Annotated in this window: 17 protein-coding genes; 4 read left to right on the top strand and 13 right to left on the bottom strand. The window is 43.9% G+C overall.

Annotated elements, in window-relative coordinates; all coding sequences use genetic code 11:
- Positions 1–15: 15 nt before the first annotated feature.
- From phoU to ICN45_RS00790, 6 genes are all read right to left on the bottom strand, one after another.
- Complete coding sequence (phoU, locus tag ICN45_RS00815; protein ID WP_216172100.1) at positions 16–723, bottom strand: phosphate signaling complex protein PhoU; 708 nt, start codon at positions 721–723, stop codon at positions 16–18.
- A gap of 13 nt (positions 724–736) precedes the next feature.
- Positions 737–1,570 (bottom strand): phosphate ABC transporter ATP-binding protein PstB, encoded by an 834-nt coding sequence (gene pstB / locus ICN45_RS00810; RefSeq protein WP_216861700.1) that lies wholly within the window; start codon positions 1,568–1,570, stop codon positions 737–739.
- A gap of 8 nt (positions 1,571–1,578) precedes the next feature.
- Entirely contained in the window at positions 1,579–2,445 is an 867-nt protein-coding gene (gene pstA / locus ICN45_RS00805; protein ID WP_216172098.1) for a phosphate ABC transporter permease PstA, read from the bottom strand.
- On the bottom strand, positions 2,442–3,428 hold the full coding sequence (pstC, locus tag ICN45_RS00800) for a phosphate ABC transporter permease subunit PstC (protein WP_216172096.1): 987 nt from the start codon (positions 3,426–3,428) through the stop codon (positions 2,442–2,444). The genes pstA and pstC overlap by 4 nt, the downstream gene beginning before the upstream one ends.
- An 88-nt stretch (positions 3,429–3,516) precedes the next feature.
- Positions 3,517–4,539: a phosphate ABC transporter substrate-binding protein PstS gene (gene pstS, locus ICN45_RS00795; protein WP_216172094.1), complete on the bottom strand. Its 1,023-nt coding sequence runs from the start codon at positions 4,537–4,539 to the stop codon at positions 3,517–3,519.
- A 420-nt stretch (positions 4,540–4,959) separates the two neighbouring features.
- Positions 4,960–5,991: a CorA family divalent cation transporter gene (locus ICN45_RS00790; protein WP_255531032.1), complete on the bottom strand. Its 1,032-nt coding sequence runs from the start codon at positions 5,989–5,991 to the stop codon at positions 4,960–4,962.
- A 94-nt stretch (positions 5,992–6,085) separates the two neighbouring features.
- Between ICN45_RS00790 and ICN45_RS00785 the strand changes: the two genes are divergently transcribed.
- From ICN45_RS00785 to ICN45_RS00775, 3 genes are all read left to right on the top strand, one after another.
- Positions 6,086–6,919, top strand: a complete 834-nt coding sequence (locus ICN45_RS00785) for a hypothetical protein (protein ID WP_216861699.1) — start codon at positions 6,086–6,088, stop codon at positions 6,917–6,919.
- A gap of 93 nt (positions 6,920–7,012) precedes the next feature.
- On the top strand, positions 7,013–7,432 hold the full coding sequence (locus tag ICN45_RS00780; protein WP_216172092.1) for a hypothetical protein: 420 nt from the start codon (positions 7,013–7,015) through the stop codon (positions 7,430–7,432).
- 95 nt (positions 7,433–7,527) lie between these two features.
- Complete coding sequence (locus ICN45_RS00775) at positions 7,528–8,394, top strand: hypothetical protein (RefSeq protein ID WP_216172089.1); 867 nt, start codon at positions 7,528–7,530, stop codon at positions 8,392–8,394.
- Between the two features lie 33 nt (positions 8,395–8,427).
- On the opposite strand, the gene ICN45_RS00770 is transcribed toward ICN45_RS00775, so the two are convergent.
- From ICN45_RS00770 to ICN45_RS00745, 6 genes are all read right to left on the bottom strand, one after another.
- Entirely contained in the window at positions 8,428–8,985 is a 558-nt protein-coding gene (locus tag ICN45_RS00770; protein WP_216172088.1) for a hypothetical protein, read from the bottom strand.
- A gap of 114 nt (positions 8,986–9,099) precedes the next feature.
- Positions 9,100–11,442, bottom strand: coding sequence for a DUF3141 domain-containing protein (locus ICN45_RS00765; RefSeq protein ID WP_216172086.1), 2,343 nt, complete (start codon positions 11,440–11,442; stop codon positions 9,100–9,102).
- A 479-nt stretch (positions 11,443–11,921) separates the two neighbouring features.
- On the bottom strand, positions 11,922–13,265 hold the full coding sequence (gene glmM / locus ICN45_RS00760; RefSeq protein WP_216172084.1) for a phosphoglucosamine mutase: 1,344 nt from the start codon (positions 13,263–13,265) through the stop codon (positions 11,922–11,924).
- Between the two features lie 28 nt (positions 13,266–13,293).
- Positions 13,294–14,157: a dihydropteroate synthase gene (gene folP / locus ICN45_RS00755; protein ID WP_255531029.1), complete on the bottom strand. Its 864-nt coding sequence runs from the start codon at positions 14,155–14,157 to the stop codon at positions 13,294–13,296.
- A 21-nt stretch (positions 14,158–14,178) separates the two neighbouring features.
- Positions 14,179–16,056, bottom strand: a complete 1,878-nt coding sequence (ftsH, locus tag ICN45_RS00750; RefSeq protein ID WP_216172082.1) for an ATP-dependent zinc metalloprotease FtsH — start codon at positions 16,054–16,056, stop codon at positions 14,179–14,181.
- Between the two features lie 171 nt (positions 16,057–16,227).
- Positions 16,228–16,902: an RlmE family RNA methyltransferase gene (locus ICN45_RS00745; RefSeq protein WP_216172080.1), complete on the bottom strand. Its 675-nt coding sequence runs from the start codon at positions 16,900–16,902 to the stop codon at positions 16,228–16,230.
- A 126-nt stretch (positions 16,903–17,028) separates the two neighbouring features.
- On the opposite strand from ICN45_RS00745, the gene ICN45_RS00740 reads away from it, so the two are divergent.
- Positions 17,029–17,655, top strand: a complete 627-nt coding sequence (locus tag ICN45_RS00740) for a YhbY family RNA-binding protein (protein WP_216172078.1) — start codon at positions 17,029–17,031, stop codon at positions 17,653–17,655.
- Between the two features lie 39 nt (positions 17,656–17,694).
- On the opposite strand, the gene ICN45_RS00735 is transcribed toward ICN45_RS00740, so the two are convergent.
- A complete protein-coding gene (locus tag ICN45_RS00735) occupies positions 17,695–18,186 on the bottom strand; it encodes a DUF4149 domain-containing protein (RefSeq protein ID WP_216172076.1) in 492 nt (163 codons plus the stop codon).
- Positions 18,187–18,188 lie beyond the last annotated feature (2 nt).

Here is an 18,188-nt window from a genome sequence, read left to right as displayed (position 1 = left end):
TGAGTCAATAAGGAGTTAAGGCTTATTGGCTTCGCGCACTAAATCTTCGTGCGGTATATGACGAACATCAGCGCCTTTGGCAACATAGATCACAAATTCAGCGATGTTTTTTGCATGGTCACCAATTCGTTCAATTGCTTTTGCGATAGTCAGCATATCTAAACCGGTTGAGATAATATGCGGATCCTCAGACATGTAAGTAATCAGTTTACGAACAAAGCCTCTGAATTCCTCATCGATTTGGCGATCTTCAGCCACAACCTCAGAAGCCGCCGTAGAGTCTAGTCTTGCAAAGGCATCCAAACTCCGACGCAATAAGTTAATCGCCATCTGACCAGAAAGGCGGATCTCAGCAACGTTAATATTGTGTGGAGCGCCCGATTCAATCAGTCGCTTAGTGCGCTTAGCAACGCGCTCCGCCTCGTCACCTGCCCGCTCAAGATTGGTAATGGCTTTTGATACTGCCATCACTAAGCGTAAGTCACGAGCGGTAGGTTGCCGACGCGCAATCAATTCTGTACAAGCTAAGTCAATCTGAATCTCCAGATCATTAACCAGCTTTTCATTCTCAATAACGATATTGCACGTATCGATATCCATTTGAGTAAAAGCACGCATCGCAGTTGAAATTTGTGACTCAACCAATCCACCCATTTCAAGCAAACGGCTAGAAAGTGAGTTTAGATCTGCATCAAACTGTGATGAGAGGTGTTTATCTGACATTTAATGCCTCCAATTAACCGAAGCGGCCGGTAATATAGTCTTCTGTTTCTTTACGCTGAGGCTTGATAAAGATTTCATCGGTTTTGCCATACTCAATCAAACTACCAAGATACATATATGCAGTGTAATCGGATACACGAGCAGCCTGTTGCATATTGTGGGTAACGATTGCAATCGTGTATTCGTGCTTGAGCTCATTGATCAATTCTTCAATTTTACCCGTTGAAATAGGGTCTAAAGCGGATGTAGGCTCATCTAACAAGATTACGGAAGGTTTCACAGCGACGCCACGGGCGATACATAAACGCTGTTGCTGACCACCAGAGAGTGATAAACCACTCTGACTCAACTTATCTTTAGCTTCATTCCAAAGCGCCGCTTTGTTTAGAGCCCATTCAACCCGCTCATCCATATCAGATCGGGATAGCTTCTCATAAAGACGCACACCAAAAGCAATGTTTTCGTAAATAGACATTGGGAATGGAGTCGGTTTTTGGAAAACCATGCCAATGCGTGAACGCAGCAAATTTAAATCTTGAGATGGCGTCAGAATATTTTGACCGTAAAAATTAATCTCACCTTCGGCACGTTGACCGGGATAGAGGTCATACATGCGATTTAAAGTCCGCAACAAGGTGGACTTGCCGCAACCTGAAGGACCAATAAATGCGGTTACCTTGCCCTGCTCAATATCTAAGTTGATATCTTTTAAGCCTTGGAAAGAGCCGTAATAGAAATTGAGATTTCTAACTTCAAGCGCATTAATTGCCGCATGTTCTGTTTGTTGATTTGTTTCCACTCCGCCCCCTTGACTATCAATCTTATTTAAGTCAAACATTGTTTTCATATTACTCATCATGCTTGGACCTTCTCGCGAAATACCACGCGCGCTAATATATTTAGCCCCAGTACTGCAAACGTAATCAATAAAGCACCACCCCAGGCAAGATTTACCCAATTGTCATAGGGGCTCATAGCAAACTGGAAAATAACCACTGGCAAATTAGCCATCGGTGCATTCATATTGGTTGAGAAAAACTGGTTATTTAAGGCAGTAAATAGCAGCGGTGCAGTTTCACCACTCACCCGCGCCAATGCCAATAAAACACCCGTAATGACACCACTTTGCGCCGCGCGCAAGGTAATCATAAATGCCACTTTCCATTTTGGAGTACCAAGAGCATAAGCAGCTTCCCGTAGACTTCCTGGCACCAAGCGCAACATATTTTCTGTGGTACGAACCACAACAGGAATGGCAATTAAAGCCAGGGCTATCGTACCCGCCCATCCTGAAAAATGCCTTACTTGGGCAACCACGAAAGCATAGACAAACAGACCAATCACAATCGATGGCGCTGACAGCATAATGTCGGTCACAAAGCGTGTGACTGAAGCTACCCGACTGCGATCACCGTACTCAGATAAATACAGACCAGCCAATACTCCAACCGGAGTACTAATTAAGGTACAAGTGCCAACCAATAACAGACTTCCAACAATGGCATTCGCCAGGCCACCGCCTTCAGAGCCTGGTGCTGGTGTGCTAGCTGTAAACAGAGATAAATCCAGTGCGGAGAATCCCTTGAAGAAAAGTACACCCAAAATCCAGAATAGAAAGACCATACCTAAGAGCATGGCACCCATGGATAAAGTAAGACCAATCTTATTGACACGCTTGCGTTTAGCGTAAATAGCGGGATCCAAATTAGAAGTATTGTTCATGTTTTTAAACCCTGCTTCTTCTCCATATTATTTAGCATCCACTTTGCCAATGCTAAAACAATGAAAGTAATGATGAATAGCGCTAAACCTAATGCATATAAAGAAGATAAGTGATTTCCAGCTTCAGCCTCACCGAACTCATTTGCCAAGGTAGAGGCAATCGAAGTTCCAGGGGAGAAAAGTGAGGGAGATAAACGGTGGGCATTACCAATCACAAAGGTGACAGCCATGGTTTCACCAAGCGCTCTACCGAGACCCAGCATGATGCCGCCGATAACACCGGCTTTGGTATAGGGAAGCACAACATTCTTGACTACTTCCCAAGTTGTACAGCCAATACCGTAAGCAGATTCTTTAAGAACTGGCGGAACAATCTCAAACACGTCACGCATCACCGATGCGATGAATGGCAGAATCATCATAGCCAGAATCAGTCCAGCACAGAGAATTCCGATGCCGTTAAATGCACCAGAAAACAAAATTCCAAAGAAGGGTATCTGGCCTAAGGTCGCAGCCAATGCCGGCTGAATATATTCAGCAAATAAAGGCGCAAATATAAATAAACCGAACATCCCGTAAATGATAGAAGGAACCGCTGCTAGCAATTCAATGGCAGTCCCTAAGGGTCTACGCAGTGGTCCAGGGCAAAGCTCCGTGAGGAATACTGCAATACCAAAACTGAGTGGCACAGCAATTAACAGCGCAATAATGGAGGTAACTAGAGTTCCATAAATAGCAATCAAGCCACCAAACTCTCCGTTGACGATATCCCATTCTTGCGTGAAGAAAAACGCCGGGCCAAAAGTATGCAGTGCAGGCCATGCATTAATTGTGAGGGAAATAATAATTCCCAGCAAAGCAATCAGTACTGATACGGCAAAAAATTGCGTAATGGCATGAAAGAGGAAATCTTGAATGCGCTGTAACTTAGCGATGCTGACCGCTTGCGGGGTTGGCGCTGAATGAGACTGCGTAATATCCATTATGTATTCATCTTGTTCAAATGTTGAAACAGCCTCGACACCGGACGAGGCTGTTTTTAAATGAAGTGCAAAGTAAGCGTCATTAAACTTATTTAGTCACAATCTTGGTAAATACATTTTTACGAATGAAGTCTGTAGTCTTGTCAGGCATAGGAACATAGTCTAAATCTTCCGCCATCTTCTTACCATCCTTAAATGCAAAATCAAAGAACTTGACTACTTCAGCGACGTTCGCTTTATTTTCTGGATTCTTATAAATCAAGATAAAAGATGCGCCAGTGATCGGCCATGACTTAGCACCAGGAGCATTCGTAATGAAAGTACCCATACCTGGAATTTGTGACCAGTCTGTACCAGCCGCCGCCGCTGCAAATGTTAAATCGTCAGGGGCAACAAAATTACCGTCCTTATTTTTCATAGACAGGAAGGTCATTTTGTTTTTCTTAGCGTAGGCATATTCTACGTAGCCAACTGCGTTCTTTACACGGGTTACGTTAGCTGCAACACCCTCATTACCTTTGCCGCCAACAGTAGAAGCTGCAGGCCACTTCACGTTTGCACCTGAACCTACGGCATCTTTAAAGAGCGTGCTGGTCTTGGCTAAATAATCGGAGAAAATTGCGGTTGTTCCAGAACCATCGGCACGCACAACCACTGTAATAGGGCCACTAGGAATCTTTACACCAGGATTCATGATGGCAATACGCTTATCGCCCCAATCAGAAATAACCCCTTGGAAAATATCCGCTAAGGTAGGCCCGTCTAATCTCATTTCACCTGGCTTAACGCCCTCAACGTTAATGACCGGAACCACGCCGCCAATAATTGCTGGGAACTGAACTAAACCGTCTTTTTCCAGTTCGTCAAATTTCACTGGATTATCAGTAGCACCAAAATCAACTGTTTTTGCCTTGATTTGCTTGATACCACCAGAAGATCCAATGGATTGATAATTCAAGTTGGAACCCGTTTTTGCCTTGTAAGCTTCAGCCCATTTAGCATAAATTGGGTATGGGAATGTAGCACCCGCACCCGTCATATCTAAGGCAAAAGCAGTTGGAGCGATTGAAATGGCGCTAATCAGAAGCGCTTGTTTCAGAATGGATTTCATTAAGTTCAGTCCTTGATTGGTAAAAAGCTAGCAAAGTGTTGATAAGAAGATACGTTTTATCTATGACGCTTTGATGACAAGCTTTCTTAATCGCAAATAAGCCCATAAATTCAATAGCTTAGAAAAAATACACCCATCAAAATCCAGTATTAGTGCGAATAGTAGATAGTTACTAGGGGGCTACTTAGAGCGGATTTACGTTCGGAATGACGCAATCGACAATCTGAGCCCCGAATTGGTGCCCACAGGTCCAATATTGAAATAAATTAGACTCAAACAACTATTTTCGTAAATAGAAATAAATAGTCATCAAAGTGCCACATACGCAATTCAATATTGAATGAGATGTACAAGTGTTACTCCAAATGATGCAATTTTCCCCAATCGTGAATTGGGGATTTTTTTTGGGCACTACCCAAGTTAAATAATTCTTTTTAACTTTAAAGTTGCAAAAACTGCCGCACCGGCTATAGCCATGATGACCATCACCTCATAAAAGGATCCCTTTAATCCAGGGAGGTCCTCCATATTCATGCCCATAATCCCAGAGATTAAGGTCATCGGCAGAAAGATCACTGTCATCACAGACAGTACTTGCAAGTTCTTAGCATTAAACTCCGCGACATGGGCAGCCTGCTCGTCCTGCAACACTTTCGCACGATCATAGAGACTGGTGATTTCTTGAACGAGATAAGAAAGCAGATCTAAGTCATCGTTCAAGCTATTTTTATCTTCATCGCTAAACCAATACGGCAAGCGCTTTAATAGACGATGCAAGGCGATTAACTCGGGAGAGAAATGCCTGCGAAGTCGACTACATTGAATCCGAATTCTGCCTAAGTTTTCATGTTCAGGAAACTCCCTACCCTTTAAAAGATTCTCTTCTAAGTCATCCATATTTTCAGATAAGTGAACTAATAGCGTGCGCAGCTGTTCAGCGCGCAAGTCAAGCAGCTCGTGGAATATCTCAATAGCCGATACCGGGTTCAATTGACCATTCCTGAGGTCATAACGCAATTTATCTGTTGTACGCAGTGGATTATTCCTCAGGGAGATCATTAACCTCGGCGTCAGAATTGCCCAGAGAGTCCCTAGACTTGAATCACCATGATCTCCCCCAAACTCTTGTTGAAAATCATTCATCACCATCAAAAGGCAATCGTCTAATTTTTCAATACGCTCTAAGCGGCTGAGGTTTACGCCCTCCCGAATCATTTCGACAACGCGCTCAGGAACAAGGCTTGTTTTTTCTAGCCAGCGCTGTACTTGAGAGTTCGATAGATTTAAATGCAACCAAATCGAGAGCTTGGGATCCTCTAAGGCATCCGCAATCTCGAATAGGGGTAATTCATAGCCTGCCCCTGATGAAGGCATCGCCCAAGCAAAAACGACGCCAGCAACTGGGAAGGAATTAGCGGGTAGACCAACATTCATTTGCAGATTGTATGACAAGCACAAGCGCGTAATTCCCAGCATTGACATGAATTTGTAATGGGAATCCGCTATACACAAAGCTTAATGAATACCTGAAACTCTTAAGATCGTGATGAAATGGCTGTTAGTGGGTTTTCTCCTATTGCCCACCCTATCGCAAGCATTTGAGCCTCTCAATACAGACGATGCTGGCACAGTGGTAGCTGGCGGAAACCAAATTGAACAATACTTCTTTTCCATCAACCGCAATAGCGGAAGTCCACAGGTGGTGGATATCATCACTCCAGGTGAGGAGTATTCAGGTAATGCAGATGCTAAGGCTTTCCCTTTCACCTATACTCGCGGCCTGACCGATACTGTAGAAGCCTCTTTCTCAACAACATACTTTAACCAGCCATCTGGTAACTTCACTCGGTTGTCAAACTATGTTTTTGCCACCAAATGGCGCTTTCATGAAGATGAAGAAAATCGCTATGCATTAGCTATTAAACCAATGCTGGTTTTACCTGCAAGCAAACAACAACAAGTGAACGGCTTAGGGTTAGCATCATTTAATTATGGAGCTAATTTGATTGCTTCTAAATATTGGGAAGATATTGAGGTGCATGTAAATGCCTCTTATATGCACTCACCCTACAACACAAACTACAGCGTAGGATATGCCACGGATAATAATCGGACTAATATCCTCCTGCTTTCCATAGCTCCAGTATGGACGGTAAGCACTGGATTTCGTGTGGCCCTGGATATCGGCGCTACTACTAACCCCAATATGACAGAGGGATATTTAAGCTACTATTCATTGTTAGGCGCTATCTACTCCATTAATGACAGCCTTGATTTAGGAATCTCTTATATGCGCGTCGCTCTCACTTATGGTGCCACACTGGGCACGCAAACGGCAGGCTCTACCCGTTCTGAAATTGGTGTTACCTGGAGATTCTAAATGCTCAAAGCTAATAGCAGATTCAGGGTTGTCATAATTTATAGGCAAACTCTTCCCTAATATTTGATTAATTCAATCTCATTGGAGCATGCTATGCAATATCAAATTATTCCTCTAGAAATGGGCTCTTTAGTAGAAAGACACGTTTTTCAGAAAGGCAATAAAGAAATTAAATGTGGCCTAGTATGGAAGCTTGGCTCAGTCATCACCAGTGTGAAACCTGCTTTTTTAAAGACCTACGATCCCGATATTGGAATCTGTATTCAAGATATCCCCGGTGGCAGCATAGGCGAAACGTATGAGGGTGAAAAAGTAATTTACTTCTCAGATACCGTCGAAGATGAGGAGGAGTATGAGCTCTCAGAAATCTTTTATGCGAGCTCCAAAAAATATTCAAAGAATTATGCTGACGTCTATCATGACCTTGGCTGGACAGAAGTCAGCTCTGAGTCTTATATTTTTGGTGAGATAGAGATCAAAGAAATCAATAGCATGCCTACAAACTATAAATGAAAAACCTACCTGTTAGGCAATCTCTCTTTTTATGCCTTCTGCTTTGCTCATGTACCTCTTTTGCGCAATCATTTAAGTTCGTTGCCCTTGGCGACATGCCATACAACCCCCCTGAAGACTTTGTTCGTTACGAAAGATTGATTCAGGAGATCAATAGACTAAATCCAAAGTTTTCTATCTTTATTGGCGACACCAAGTCTGGATCAACACCCTGTAGTGATGAATACAACGTCACTGTTAAAGAGCATTTCAATCAATTTAAAGCGCCATTAATTTATAGCATTGGTGATAACGAGTGGACAGACTGCCACAGACCTCTAGCGGGCTCCTATGACCCACTTGAGCGTCTGCAAAATATCAGACAAACATTTTTTTCTACCAAGATAAGCCTTGGAAAGACACCGCTGCCATTAACTAGGCAAGCAGATATTGATCCTCAATATAGTCAGTTTATAGAAAACTCGTTTTGGGTAGTAAATAACTATCTATTTGTTAACCTTCATATTCCAGGATCTAATAATAATTTTGAGCGCGATGATAGTGCAATCCAAGAATATAACGAACGCAATCGTGCCAATTTAAGTTGGATTGAACGCGCATTTACCCTAGCTTCCAATAAATCCTATGCTGGCATCATTTTTGCTTACCAGGCGGATATGTTTTACTCACCAAGTCAAGCAACGGATGCAGCTAGCGGCTATAGAGATACCCTCAAAGCATTCAGCAGTCATGCGCAAGAATTTAGAAAGCCTGTGCTTCTGATTCATGGGGATAGTCACCGGCTCATCATTGATCAACCCTTACGAACAGTAGATCAAAAACACATACTAGAAAATGTAATCAGACTCCAGATGATGGGCGCCGATCAAATTCAGGCTGTTGAAATTCAAGTCAATCCGAATGCTGAACACGCATTTGGATTCACACCCATCATTCTCAAGCAAAATAGGAAGGCACCCTGACCCCGTTTGCAGCATCTGAGTGCCTTCATCTAATTATTTAACTGGCTTTTTAACTTTAGAAGATTTACTCGTGCTGCTCGGTACGATCAATTCTGCCCCAGTTATTTTATTGAGTGCTTGATCGGCATTATCGATTGCGTCACTCACTAACTTACGACCTTCTTTGTATGCTTGTGACCCTGCTTGCGAAAAATCACGCACAACATTTGCCAGCTTTTCAGCACCGATAGGCATCTTCTTATCTCCCTCTTCCAGCCAATCGGCTAGGGTGTGCATAGCATGCTGAATATGCTTTTCAGATTGTGTAGAAACTTCATGGCTCAAATTATCCAATAACTTTCTAGCATCCTTTTGATAAGTGTTAATACGAATTGTCGCTTCGAGTGCAGCATCCTTTTGAATTTCCTCAAGCTTTCTGAGATCACTTGTGGCAGTATGTTTTGCTAATTCGATTGCATGATTCACATGAATGCGCAATTCGTTTGCATGATACTCACCCAATTGCTTTGCAACATCCAGCATTTGGTGAGATAAAGAAAACAGTTCTTCTGCCTTCTGCTTATTCCAGTCTTTCATATCTACATTTTTCATTTGTAATTCCCATATTGATTGATAAACATCTTCTTTAATCTAGCTAATTCAAATGACAAATCAGAGGCAGTTTTATTACAACTGCTATTATTCAGTCATTAGTCCAAGTATTCATTAATTAGTATCGTGAGTAGCCACTTTTTGATGATTTTCCTTAGTCAACATCTCGTTAATCTGACCATACATCTTGAGTGCAAATGGATGCATTGTTTCATGTGGGCCGGCAATATCCATCACTAACTTCATCGCTTTTTCTTGCTTTTCTGCCGTATTTAGCAGGGCACATAAAGTATCCATTGCACGCTTTGGCTCAAAGTCTACGATGAGCGATTGTTGGTGAACTAGCTTCACGATATCTTTGTGAGCCATACTCGGGAATAATGAAGAGTGGCTGAGAGCAATCAGTTCACGCTCTAAGCGGGTACGACGTACATAGCCTCTGGCGCTATTGAGTAAATGCAGAATACGCACTACTGCTTCAGCAACACCACCCGTCTCGATATTAGACAAGGCAGAGTGTACCTCTGGCATTTCACGCACATCAACATCTTGCCGCTTTGGGATATGCTCATTATTAGGCGAAATTATTGCCTTCACTAGTGGCGATGTATAAATTGAGAAAAACATGGTTTCTGTCATTGCATCACGGAAATTACGATAGAGATTGAGTTGAGTCTCTACAACTTCACCAATCATTTTTTCGCCAATTAAAAATGGATTATCTTCACTAGCCTTCTTTCGCTCTTGAATCAAGGCTTCAGCAAACTTATCTAAGACTGGCATCAGCGGATTTTGATCAGAAAATGCCAAGCGTTGCGTTCTTAATGGATGCGACTCTCTGATAAATACAGCAGATTCAGGAGTAACCATATTTTTGATTGCTGGGCGTACGAAGCGGTCATAGATCGCAGTATTAATATTAGACATTTCTGCAACTTCAGTGAACAACTCCTCATCATCTCGGCCGTCACCAAGAGCCAATATATCGCCCATGCTACGGGGCTCAAAGCGAATATGCATACGATCTTCTTCATCATCAAGGAGCATTTCATACAAACCAGGTGAAAGGGTTTCAATGGCTCTGACTGTATCGGTAATCGCATTGTGTTCACGTCCAGCAACTTGGCTAGAGACAAAAATACCAAGGTGCCCTACAGAGTCATGCAACATGTAAATAATGCGTTGACCTCTCGCCTTGATTTCTTCGACACTCGTGTATAAATCGGGAATCCAATTAAGCGCTTGTTGCGGTGGAGTAATGTTGTCACCATGTGAGGCAAAAACAATAATAGGTGATTGAATCACTTTTAAGTCAATACGCTCTATACCTAAAACTGCTTCACCACTAGCAAGTTTGTTGCCAATAAATAGGTTATCTAAGATCCAGCGCATTTCTGCTTCAGTCATAAAGCAGTAACCGCCCCACCACTTTTCAAAATCCAAGAAGCGTTGCGCCTCTGTGTCCACATTGGTATAGAGTTTGTAGTACTTACCAAAAAAACTGCTACTCGGATTGAGTGATTCGAAATTGGCAACTAAGTTAGCACCATCGAATAAGCCGTTTCCTAGATCAGCCATTAGTAATGCGGATACTGCGCCACCGCGCATACCACCCGTATAACGCATGGGATTGTCTCCAATTTTTCCTGCCCAATATGACATTGGGGAGCCATTCAAGACTATTGGCCCTAGAAGTTCGGGAGCTGAGGCTGCTAACAACATGGCAGCCCAACCACCCTGACAATTACCAACCACAATCGGCTTTGGAGAATTGGGATGACGCTGAATAATCTCTTTTAAAAAAATAATTTCCGCATCTCGAATATCAGAAATTGTTTGATCTGGCTCAGGCATTGGTCGGAACACCACAAAATACACTGCGTGTCCATCATCAAATGCATCGCCTACTTGGCTATCTGGCTTAGAACCGCCAATGCCTGCTCCATGGCCTGCACGTGGATCAATAATCATCACGGGTGCACGTTTTTCATCAATCACAACTCCGTCGGGAGGTATGATCTGCAGCAGCATATAGTTCACTGGAGAACTTAGTGACTCACCATCAACAACTACTTCATACTTGAAATCCAATACGGGCGGCATTCCAGAATCGATGTGTTCTACATAGCTATTTCCGCGTTTTCGTAGCGTATCAAATACCAAAGCTGAGCGTTGCATAGAGTCAGTAGCATAGTCACTCCACTGCTTCCAACACTCTAGGGGATTCGAGGACATGAATTCTGCGGACTTTTCCTTCGACATCTGAAGTAAGGCTTCAAGCTTTTTAGCCTCTACAACGATGGACTTCTGAAATTTTTCCGAATTGTGGGCAGTAAGTTCAGCTATCTTATAAATTGATTGCTGCTGATCATTTTTTAGTACTTCAGCAGAATCTAAATTCTGTTTAAGTAATTTTTGTACAGAAGCTAAGGGGTTATATTCACGCTCATTCATCATCACACACTCCCATTCAATTCTAGGGGCACCTAGCCGAGCTTTTACTCTAGGGAGTTGTTATGACAGATATGTGTAAATTTTATGACGATTTATATATGTCAAATGAATGAAATCAATTAATGACATGCTTAAAAGCACTTAAATCACTAGATTTAATCCAATAAAGGATTGTCATAATTGCTTGCTAGTCTAGGTATCTACTTATGGGTTATGAAGTGGAATTCTGTCCTCATTAATGGTGCGCAGTTTGTACTAACAGCCCATAGGTAACCAATTTGCAATGTTCTCGAGGTCTGTATGGATAAAGAACAGAATGACAATCAAGAAAAGGCAATAAGTAAAGACTCCCAATGGGAAACCAAGTCTCTTTTGCAGAAGAGACTGATCTGGCAATACCTAGCTCAAAAGAAGATTAAGAAAGTGCTTAGATCGAGGACGTGGTCAAACAAGGTAAAGGATTGAGGCGAGATCAATTAGCCTTAGGCGGTAGGCACTAAATCAGCAATGCTTTTAGCGGAACTCATCGCCATATCAGCATCCTTAGTCTCCACCATCACCCGCAGTAGCGGTTCAGTACCAGATGCCCGAATCAGTACCCTACCAATATCTTGAAGATCTGTCGTCACTTTGCCGATCTGCTTCTGCAACTTCTCATCTTGTTTCCAGTCGTAACCAGGCTTAAATTTGATATTCAGAAGAACTTGCGGAAAAATCTTCACTTTCTCCAACAGTTGAGCAAGACTCTTTTTATTTTGACTCATCGCAGCGAGTATTTGCAGGGCTGCAATGATGCCGTCCCCGGTAGAGTGCTTATCTAAGCAAAGTAAATGACCTGAGCCCTCGCCTCCAATGAGCCATTGCTTTTGCTTGAGGAGTTCTAAAACATAACGATCACCCACATTGGCACGCTCAAATTCAATACCTAGGCCCTTAATAGCGTGCTCAACCGCCAGATTGGTCATCAAAGTACCCACCACACCACCAATGGCTTGCCCGCGCTCTAATCGATCTTTGGCAAGCACATAGAGTAGTTCGTCACCATTAAATAAGCGGCCGGTAGCATCAACCATTTGCAAGCGATCCGCATCGCCATCAAGCGCAATACCGATGTCTGCATTTTCTTCTTTAACTTTAGCTATCAATGTAGCTGGGGCCGTAGCACCACAGCCCTCATTAATATTGCGCCCATCAGGATTGACGCCGATAGAAATGACTTCAGCGCCCAGTTCATGAAATACGCGAGGGGCAATGTGATAAGCGGCGCCGTTAGCGCAATCCACCACCAGTTTTAAACCTTTTAGATTTAAGTCACCCGGAAAAGTAGATTTACAAAACTCAATATAACGTCCAGCAGCGTCATCTAAACGAAATGCTTTGCCCAGCTCTAGTGAGCTGACGCAGCCTATCGGCTTTTCTAGCTCTGCTTCAATTGCAAATTCAAAGTCATCGGATAGCTTGTCGCCATTAGCTGAGAAAAATTTGATGCCATTATCTTGATAAGGATTGTGTGATGCAGATATCACAACCCCAGCAGATAAGCGCAAGGCTTTGGTGAGATAAGCAACCCCAGGGGTTGGCATGGGTCCACACAACATCACATCAACACCAGCAGCAGCAAAGCCTGCCTCTAAAGCCGCTTCTAATAAATAACCAGACACCCGCGTGTCTTTACCGATCAGAACTTTACAGCGCTCACCGGATTGACTATTTTTAGTTAATACTTTGCCTGCGGCATAAGCTAAGCGTGTCATGAATTCAGGAACAATCGGAAATTGCCCTACTTCACCTCGAATGCCATCAGTTCCAAAATAGTGTTTTTTCATATTAGTCATTATAAAACTGAGAGCTAAGCTAGGCTTGAATAGCCCCCCAAAGTTTAAATGCGTCGACCGTCTCGGGTACATCGTGTACGCGGACGATTCTTGCGCCACGGTCAGCGGCCATGATAGCTGCTGCTACGCTTGGCGCTATACGCTCATTGGTGTCCTTGCCGGTGAGTTTGCCTAGCATCGATTTTCGAGAGATGCCTGCCAATACTGGAAATCCCAAGCTTGAAAAGGCAGCAAAGTTTTTTAACATATTGAGATTGTGCTCAAGGCTTTTACCGAAACCAAATCCGGGATCTAACGCAATTCGATTAGCATTGACCCCCACAGCGATGAGAGCTTGGGCACGTTCCTGTAAAAATAAGGATACCTCTGCAATGACGTCTTGATATTCAGGATCAAATTGCATCGTCAGTGGATCACGTTGCATGTGCATTAAAACAATACCGCAATTGCTATTTTCTAAGACTGCATTAACCGCACCCTCTTGCCTTAATGCCCAAACATCATTGACGCAATCAACTCCTGCATGCAACGCTTGGCGCATGGTCTCCGCTTTATAGGTATCGATGGATAAAGCCACGCCACAATTTTTAAGTGCTTCAATCACTGGCAGTACGCGATCGAGCTCTTCCTGCAAGGCTACTGGCTCTGCGCCTGGCCTGGTTGATTCACCACCGATATCAATCAAGTCAACGCCATTGGCTATCATGCGCTCCGCTTGAGCTATCGCATCCTGCGATGTTCTAAACATCCCCCCATCTGAAAATGAATCTGGGGTCGCATTCAGAATCCCCATGACGATGGGATATTGACGTTTAGTGAAGTCAAAAAGAAAACGCCCACAACGCCATGTTGTGGGCATTTCTTGAATGCCTGGTAGCTTCATCAAAGCGTAGCGGGTTTAAGCTTAAGCTGTTGCCGGAGCGCCGCCAGGAGCTGGGCCTGGTGTACCAGCAGAATTTCCAAACTGGGTTGCAGGTGGAGGTTTTGGAGTGCGAGGTGGGCGCCCTTCCATGATGTCGGTAATCTGGTCAGCATCCAGCGTTTCCCATTCGAGTAAAGCGGCAACCATGGCTTCAACCTTGTCGCGATTTTCTTCGAGGATGGATCTAGCCAAAGCGTACTGACTATCAATCAGCGTACGAATTTCAAAATCGACTTTTTGCTGGGTTAACTCAGAAACGGTTTTAGTGCTATTGCGACCGAAGATGCTTTCTGATTCAGTATCGACATACACCATGGTTCCCAAGCTATCGCTCATGCCGTAACGAGTCACCATATCGCGCGCCATTTTGGTAGCACGCTCAAAGTCATTTGATGCACCAGTACTCATGGAGTGTAAAAAAACTTCTTCAGCAGCACGGCCACCAAACAAAATCGCCAACTCTTCCAACATGCGATCTTTATAGAGATTGACACGATCAAACTCAGGCAATTGCCAAGTTACGCCCAATGCCATGCCGCGCGGCATGATGGTGACTTTATGAACCGGATCTGCCTTCGGTAGCACCTTCGCTACAACAGCATGACCTGACTCGTGATAAGCCGTATTGCGACGCTCTTCTTCACGCATCACAGCGGACTTGCGCTCCGGGCCCATGTAGATCTTATCTTTAGCGTCCTCAAAGTCTTTCATATCCACCGCCCGTTTATTTCGACGCGCAGCAAATAAGGCAGACTCATTCACCAAGTTAGCCAAGTCAGCACCCGAGAATCCTGGAGTACCGCGAGCTAAAACAGCAGCATCGACATCAGGATCAATTGGCACCTTACGCATATGCACATGCAAGATTTGTTCACGACCACGAATGTCAGGCAAACCCACATGAACTTGACGGTCAAAACGGCCTGGACGCAAGAGTGCTTTATCCAAGACATCGGAACGATTGGTGGCAGCAACCACAATCACGCCGCTATTACTTTCAAAACCATCCATCTCAACTAGCATTTGATTGAGAGTTTGCTCGCGCTCATCATTACCACCGCCCATACCCGCACCACGATGACGACCAACTGCATCAATCTCATCAATAAAGATGATGCAAGGAGAATTCTTCTTGGCGTTCTCGAACATATCCCGAACGCGTGATGCACCAACACCCACAAACATCTCAACGAAATCAGAACCAGAAATCGAGAAGAAAGGTACTTTAGCTTCACCCGCAATAGCACGTGCTAATAAAGTTTTACCGGTTCCCGGAGGCCCAACAAGAAGGACGCCATGCGGAATGCGACCACCCAGTTTTTGAAACTTTTGGGGATCTTTCAAAAATTCGACTAATTCAAAGACTTCTTCTTTTGCTTCATCGCAACCAGCAACATCAGCAAAAGTGACTGTATTGCTATTCTCATCAATCAGGCGTGCTTTTGATTTGCCGAATGAGAACGCTCCGCCTTTGCCACCACCCTGCATCTGGCGCATCATGAAGAACCAAAAACCAATAATTAATAATGTGGGTCCTAAATAGTACAAAGCAGAAACCAACATATTGGGTTCATCGTCTGCCTTACCCGTTACCTGAACGCCGTATTTCATTAAGTCACCAACCATCCAGATATCACCCGGAGAGATGATGGAGTATTTATTTCCGTCAGCAGGTGTTACTTGTAATGTGCGACCTTGCACATCTACGCGCTTCACTTTTCCTGCCTTGGCGTCATCCATGAATTGGGAATACGTGACCGCAGTCTGGTCCTTAGGCTTATCGAACTGTTTGAAAACAGTGAAAAGCACCAAGCCCACAATGAGCCACACACCGATTTTTTGGAACATATTGCTGTTCAAATTCTTTCCTTTTCTGGATTCATCCAGGAGTTAAAGCAGGTTGCTATACCTAAGTATTTGATTCTACTACCACCCTTTTTCAAGAGCGAATGACGGATATATTTCATAAACCCCCTCTATATTGTGGGTTATTAAGGAGTTTTAGGCCAATTTCAGCAAAAAACACCCTATTTATTTGGGTGGCTTGAGATTTCTTCCTAAAAGGAAGATCTCTGAAGACTTCGCTCGAGAAGCTTTAGGCTTTCTTGAGGCGACTGTTTTAAACACTTTTTTAAACGATTCCACAATTTGGCTATAGCCACTGCCGTTAAAACACTTGATCAGTAAAGCGCCCTCGGGCTTTAAATGCTCTGTCGCAAAATCTAAGGCAATCTCTGCCAAAAAAGCCATTCTGGCAGAATCAGCTACCCCAACCCCAGACAAGTTCGGGGCCATATCCGATAGGACGAGGTCTACCTTACCTTCTGCTTCTTTTGGTAACAGGGCCTTCAATGCTGCAAGTCCCTCATCCTCACGGAAGTCGCCTTGGATGAAGCTCACATCGGCAATATCCTCCATCGGCAAGATATCAATTGCGATAATCTGACCGTCCGGTTTGCCAGACTCAATTTTGGGATTGCTTTTCCCAAGCTCGGTTAGACGATTACGCACGTACTGAGACCAACTTCCCGGCGCACTGCCAAGGTCGATAATCGTCATACCCGCTTTAATGAGCTGATCTTGCTGGTCAATTTCGCTGAGTTTGTAAACCGCTCTAGCGCGATAACCCTCTTTCTGAGCCATCTTCACATAGGGATCTGTTAAATGATCCTGTAACCAACTTTTATTAAATTTATTCTTCGCCACAACTTACCCACTTTCGTCCTACATTTTCCTAGTTTCCGCACTCTAAAGCAAAAGGAATCGATACAAAACCGCGCAAATCAGCCCGAATTAGGCTTTTTAAACCACCAATGCTCTATCATCAGGCCCATGACTGCACTCACTATTACCCCCGCACAACGTAAATCCCTTAAAGCCGATGCCCATGACTTAAGTCCGGTAGTCATGATTGGTGGGGATGGTTTAACACTAGCTGTTGTTAAAGAAGCCAAGCTTGCAATTAGCCATCATGGCTTAATTAAGATCCGTGTCTTTGGTGATGACCGGGATGCTCGCATTGCAATCTATGAAGAGCTATGCGACAAATTAAACGCTGCACCGGTTCAGCACATTGGTAAATTGCTTGTGCTTTGGAAACCGAAAGATATTGTTGATGAAGCCTTTTCTAATTTAGGCAGATCTGCTAAGCAGACCAAGAAGTCACTACAGGCGCCACGCACAAAACGACAACCCAATCGCGCACCAGCAAAAGCAGGTGTTCGTACCAGCACCTCAGAAAGATCAGACCGTCGCTCCGCTTCCAACAAGGCGCCCTTCGCTCGTGCTGCAGCAGTGAAGTCTGCAAGCCCTAAGAAAAGAGTACTACGTTCGGAAGCAGCAGAATCCAAAATTGGTTGGTCATCACCAGGCTATCGCAAAGCTGCAGCTGCACCTGCTCCGATTAAAAAACGGAAAGTGCGTATGAGCAGTACTAAGAAAAAGTCGCTAGGCTCGTAAACGTGGGAACTTCAAAAGAACGCCGCTAGTCGGCGTTTTTTAATGCGCAGGTTTAGTGAGGCGCCAGACCAAATAAAGTCCTAATGCACTTTGGAGCATAAAGACTATGCTAGAGGCACCGTGCAATTTACTAAATATCTCTGCAGAGGGTGAGAGCATCACCGGCATGCCTTGCATTAAGGCTTGATCACGAAGGGTATTCATCCACGGGATAAAAACAAATGAGGCTGCTACAGAACAGAGCAACATGCCCAACAGAATCAAGCGAATCACTTTGTACTGTCTTAAACCACGAGTAACCAGTAGGTTGGCTAACACCATGAGCGCAATACACACAATCGTACTTAAATAGGCCTCGACCTTAAAGACACTACCCGCAACCATGCCGGCAACTTGGCGATCTGTAAGGGTATTGAAGATGGCGGGAGCAACAAGATAGCCAACCGTCAGAAGGCTTCCTACCCATAATCCAGCAAGCAGGATAAATAATCTTTGCGCTCCAGAGTGAGTTGAAGCATCTGAGATCTGCATAA

It is taken from the genome of Polynucleobacter alcilacus, from assembly GCF_018881545.1.
Taxonomy (GTDB): domain Bacteria; phylum Pseudomonadota; class Gammaproteobacteria; order Burkholderiales; family Burkholderiaceae; genus Polynucleobacter; species Polynucleobacter alcilacus.
The sequence above is the reverse complement of the archived record's forward strand: the minus strand, read 5'-3'. Positions and strand labels throughout refer to the sequence as shown.

Excerpts from the sequence above, each read along its gene's own strand:
- ICN45_RS00770 (WP_216172088.1), bottom strand. The coding sequence starts at position 8,985 with ATGAAAAATGTAGATATGAAAGACTGGAATAAGCAGAAGGCAGAAGAA.
- pstB (WP_216861700.1), bottom strand. The coding sequence starts at position 1,570 with ATGAAAACAATGTTTGACTTAAATAAGATTGATAGTCAAGGGGGCGGA.
- pstA (WP_216172098.1), bottom strand. The coding sequence starts at position 2,445 with ATGAACAATACTTCTAATTTGGATCCCGCTATTTACGCTAAACGCAAG.
- ICN45_RS00775 (WP_216172089.1), top strand. The coding sequence starts at position 7,528 with ATGCCATACAACCCCCCTGAAGACTTTGTTCGTTACGAAAGATTGATT.
- folP (WP_255531029.1), bottom strand. The coding sequence starts at position 14,157 with ATGAAGCTACCAGGCATTCAAGAAATGCCCACAACATGGCGTTGTGGG.
- phoU (WP_216172100.1), bottom strand. The coding sequence starts at position 723 with ATGTCAGATAAACACCTCTCATCACAGTTTGATGCAGATCTAAACTCA.
- ICN45_RS00765 (WP_216172086.1), bottom strand. The coding sequence starts at position 11,442 with ATGATGAATGAGCGTGAATATAACCCCTTAGCTTCTGTACAAAAATTA.
- ICN45_RS00735 (WP_216172076.1), bottom strand. The coding sequence starts at position 18,186 with ATGCAGATCTCAGATGCTTCAACTCACTCTGGAGCGCAAAGATTATTT.
- ICN45_RS00785 (WP_216861699.1), top strand. The coding sequence starts at position 6,086 with ATGAAATGGCTGTTAGTGGGTTTTCTCCTATTGCCCACCCTATCGCAA.
- ICN45_RS00780 (WP_216172092.1), top strand. The coding sequence starts at position 7,013 with ATGCAATATCAAATTATTCCTCTAGAAATGGGCTCTTTAGTAGAAAGA.
- ICN45_RS00740 (WP_216172078.1), top strand. The coding sequence starts at position 17,029 with ATGACTGCACTCACTATTACCCCCGCACAACGTAAATCCCTTAAAGCC.
- pstC (WP_216172096.1), bottom strand. The coding sequence starts at position 3,428 with ATGGATATTACGCAGTCTCATTCAGCGCCAACCCCGCAAGCGGTCAGC.
- pstS (WP_216172094.1), bottom strand. The coding sequence starts at position 4,539 with ATGAAATCCATTCTGAAACAAGCGCTTCTGATTAGCGCCATTTCAATC.
- glmM (WP_216172084.1), bottom strand. The coding sequence starts at position 13,265 with ATGAAAAAACACTATTTTGGAACTGATGGCATTCGAGGTGAAGTAGGG.